This is a genomic window from Kitasatospora sp. NPDC034533, from assembly GCF_055575155.1.
Map to the genome: position 1 here is coordinate 1 of NZ_JBVITE010000141.1, position 3,812 is coordinate 3,812.

Below are 3,812 nucleotides of genomic sequence, written 5' to 3' on the forward strand. Positions count from 1 at the left end.
GGCGACCGCGTGATTGGTGAGTTCGGCGTCGGTGCCGAAGGCGGCGATCTCGCGCACGTCGAGCTGTTCGCCCCAGGTGAGTTCGCGTTCCCCGATCGCGTCCGAGACGACGCTGATCGAGACGCGTGCGGCGGCGGCCCGGATGGCGTCGGTGAGCATGGTGACTGTGGCGGACGGGGGTGGGGGCTGGGTGCTGCCGTCCGGGCCGTCGAGGCGGATGACAGTGCCGCTGGCTCGCCTGCCGGCTGACCGAGGCCCTGTCGGACGCGCTCAGGGTCGCCGACTCGCGTGGGCAGCGTCTCCCCGCCCCCGAGCGGGAGGCCGAGGAAGGCTGATGGGCAAGACCACCCGCTACCGGTTCCGCGAGTACCACGTGACCACCGTGACCGACCCCATGGCGCTGCCGACCTTCGAGGCAGTCTGCGTCACTGGCGAAGAACGGAACTGCGCTGTCGCGTCCGGTGAGCTGCACGCCCCCGAGGAGCTGACGCGCTGGATCGCCGGGCACTGCGCGCAGACCGGTCACCAGTCGTACGAGCAGACCACCCGCACCATCGTCCGCGCCGAGCCCGGAGCTTGGCATTAGGGTCACGCGCGCAGTCGGCAGCGAGGGGGACTGGTCTATACCTCTGACGGCAGCGGCGACGGCAAGAACCACGGACTTCAGCGCACATCCACGGACACCGACGGACCGAAAACCACCGTTGACCTGTGAAAAAGCAGGTAAAGAGAGGCTGCGTAGCGCACATACTATGTACTGGCCGGGGTCACGCCGGTCCTGGTCCACAATAGTAATTGCGGCCCCGAGTTGTCGGGAGTGGATGGAAAGCAGTTCGGCAGCCACTGGGGCGATCATTTCAAGGACTATGGACTGAACCCCGGTGACCCCGCCGCTGGCCAATGGTGCAAGGGTCGAGTCTATGAGGTTCGGCGTGGCGAATGGAACCCTAAGAATGGCGTCGCAAGTGATTACTGGCTCTATCGCAAGGATGGCGACCTGCTGGTCACTAAGGGAGACGGTGCGTTCGTCGCGATGTTCCCACTGGGTGCGCGCGGGAATGGTTGGTGGGACCGCGCAACCCCGTGGCAATGCACTTGCTAACGAAGACGTGCCAAGGTGAAGCGATCGCGATACAGCTAGAGGCGAGGAACGTTGGAGTGGCTCGACCTGAAGGCGGGGATCCCGAGGTCTTTAGGGGCATCAAGGCTCTCAAGGTCCTCGAAATCGTTGATTCCGAAGGGATGCTCAAAACCCTTCGGATCATTCTCGCCGATAGCTCGTCGGTAGTGTTCAAGGTTTGGACGGACTGGACGCTGCTGGTTGAGAAGCGGCCTGACTCGGAAATTCCGGACTATCTTTGGCCTGGAGAGGGATATGCTCAAAGATCAATCGAATGGGATATTCCAGGGCGTGGCCTGGAAGTTCTCTCGGTGATTCCATTGATCGATGGAGTTGGGACTCTCGTGGGGGTCGATATCGAATTCATTGGGTATCTCGTCTCTGCTAATTCGATCATGATGAGCTAGAGCTTTCGATTCGCTAGAGCCGGGAGTCCGTAGAACCGAATTGGATGGCTGTAAGGCCGTTCTGATTGTCGATCTAGCGCGAAGGCGTCCCTCTTTCAGAGGGACGCCTTCGGAGCTTTGACGGCGAGATGTCTGCTCGGGTGACCGCCATGCCCACCGAACTCGCCATCCACGCTCACGCGTTGGGCCTGCGCAAGGGTTTCCTTGTGTGCGGTGATCAGGCACGGCCTCGATCTCCAATGGTCTTGACTCCCCAGGGTGCAAATCTGCGAACGCGTCGAGGGACTGCTGGCATGGACGCCGCCGCAGGACATGGCAGCGGAGGATCGGGCGGCGAGGAGGGCGGGCATCCGGGCACCCCCGTGGACGCCGTCGTCCGACCCGCCGTCCCCCGACGGCGCGGCGCGCAAGTGATGCTCGCACCCGAGCAGGAGGACGCCCGTCAGGGCGGTCCTCGCCCGTCCCCGACGCCTGGGCGGCGGACTTCGAAGCCCTCCCGCGCTCGCTGTTCATGCCGGACCTGGTCTGGGCGCACGACCTGGCCACAGGCACCAGCCGCCCCGTCAACCGGGCCGAGGATGAGCCGGGCTGGTTGACGGCGGCCGCTGCGGACATTCCCATCGTCACCCAGTGGGATGACGGCGAGCACCAGGGCGCCGGGCCCGGCACGGTGCCCACCAGTTCCGCCTCGATGCCCTCGCTGGTCGCCTCCATGCTCGACGACCTCCGGGTCGAACCGGGGATGCGGGTGCTGGAACAGGGCGCCGGCACCGGCTGGAACACCGCCCTGCTCGCCCACCGGCTCGGTGGCACGAACGTGATCACGATCGAGACCGATCTCCAAGTCGCGGCCCGGGCCCGCGCCGCGCTGGTGCATGCCGCCGGCCATCGCCCGCACGTCGTGTGCGGGGACGGTGCGCTCGGTCACCCGCCCGGCGCCCCGTGCGACCGGATCACCGCCACCTACGGTCTGCGGGAGATCCTGCGCGCGTGGATCGAGCAGACCCGGCGCGGCGGGCTGATCCTGGCGTCGAACGGTTCGGCCGCATCGTCAGCCCGGACGACTGGCACGCCTGGCTGGACGACCTTGCCCAGCCGACCTGAGCGGACCCCGCGAGGACGCCCGTGCCCGAAGCCCTTGCGTGGGAAGCCGGACCGGCCGGCTTCCCACGCGGGGCACCCGGAGGGCTCAGCGCTTGAGGGTGAAGGTGAAGTCGCCGGAGAGCCTGCCGTCCAGGCGGGCGGCCGACACGAGCCGGCCCTGCGCGAGGAGGCGCTCGACCTCGCCGCGTGACAGGCCGCAGGCCTCGGCGATCAGCTGCACCGGGCGCACGGGGATGGGGGCCGCGAAGCGGACCGAGACATCGAGCACCTCGCGGTCCAGGGGGTTCGAGCCGCCGGTGTCCAGGCGCCAGGCGCCCTCCCAGTCGAGGGAGACGCGCCCCCGCCGCAGCACCGCCGGGTCCCGGAGCAACTCGGCCGTCAGGGCGGGATCGTTGGCGTGCAGGCGCTCCAGCAGCTCGGGCCGCACGGAGCGCACCTGGGCCCGCTCCAGGACGGTGAGCTTGGCGGTCCGCCCGCACCCGGCGCAGAGCACCAGGAGCCAGACGTCGATGAGCTTGTGGTTGGCGTTGACGCGGAACTTGCCGCTCGCCCGGAAGCGTTCGGACGCGCACGTGTGGCAGCGTCGGCGGACGAGGGGCAGGCAGGTGGGCATGACCACCCAGGTTTCGAGCACAGGGGTACACCGTTTCCAGTGAGAAGTCCGCAGCAGAAAGGAGCGCGGCGCAGCCCACGGGCGCGACGCGCGACAGATCAGCGATCGGGAGGTCTCACACGGTGTACAACGGCATGCCCTTCGGCTGGACGACCTGGCCGGACGGCACGGTAACCCCGCACGCGGCCGCGGTACCACCGGTTTTCCGCGTCGGCGCGCACAACGCAGAGAGACCGCTCGGGCCAGCGAACGGGCCGGGCGGTCTCTGCTGTTCGGACGGGCCCATGCGCCAACACGGCCCGCTGCCGATGATCCCGGATTGTTCTGGAGTGAACAGCGCCCCGGGTTCCGAACCCGACGGGTCCGGGTGACGCCGCTCCAAATCGTCACATCCAGCCAGGACGGCTCACAAGGGCGCGCTGCACAAAGGCGCATCAAAATCCGGTTTCAGCTCGTTGAACTGTGCCTCTCTGCTAGTAGGGCTTGGTCAGATCGGTTCAACTGTGGCGTGTCCGTTGGCTGGTTGTGTCGTTGGCAGTGGGTGACACCTGGAGAGATGACGGAGGTC

Annotated in this window: 4 protein-coding genes and 1 pseudogene; 3 read left to right on the top strand and 2 right to left on the bottom strand. The window is 67.2% G+C overall.

What is annotated here, in order from left to right; genetic code table 11:
* A pseudogene (locus tag ACZ55U_RS38825) lies at positions 1–222 on the bottom strand (replication initiator); the annotation flags it as partial.
* Between the two features lie 112 nt (positions 223–334).
* Between ACZ55U_RS38825 and ACZ55U_RS38830 the strand changes: the two are divergent.
* From ACZ55U_RS38830 to ACZ55U_RS38840, 3 genes are all read left to right on the top strand, one after another.
* Positions 335–586, top strand: a complete 252-nt coding sequence (locus ACZ55U_RS38830) for a DUF7848 domain-containing protein (RefSeq protein WP_465534314.1) — start codon at positions 335–337, stop codon at positions 584–586.
* A gap of 572 nt (positions 587–1,158) precedes the next feature.
* Complete coding sequence (locus ACZ55U_RS38835; RefSeq protein WP_465534316.1) at positions 1,159–1,527, top strand: hypothetical protein; 369 nt, start codon at positions 1,159–1,161, stop codon at positions 1,525–1,527.
* 511 nt (positions 1,528–2,038) lie between these two features.
* Positions 2,039–2,821, top strand: coding sequence for a methyltransferase domain-containing protein (locus tag ACZ55U_RS38840; protein WP_465534318.1), 783 nt, complete (start codon positions 2,039–2,041; stop codon positions 2,819–2,821).
* Here the strand turns inward: ACZ55U_RS38840 and ACZ55U_RS38845 are convergent.
* Positions 2,717–3,265, bottom strand: coding sequence for a DUF1062 domain-containing protein (locus ACZ55U_RS38845; RefSeq protein WP_465534320.1), 549 nt, complete (start codon positions 3,263–3,265; stop codon positions 2,717–2,719). The two genes, ACZ55U_RS38840 and ACZ55U_RS38845, sit on opposite strands and share 105 nt — an antisense overlap.
* Positions 3,266–3,812 lie beyond the last annotated feature (547 nt).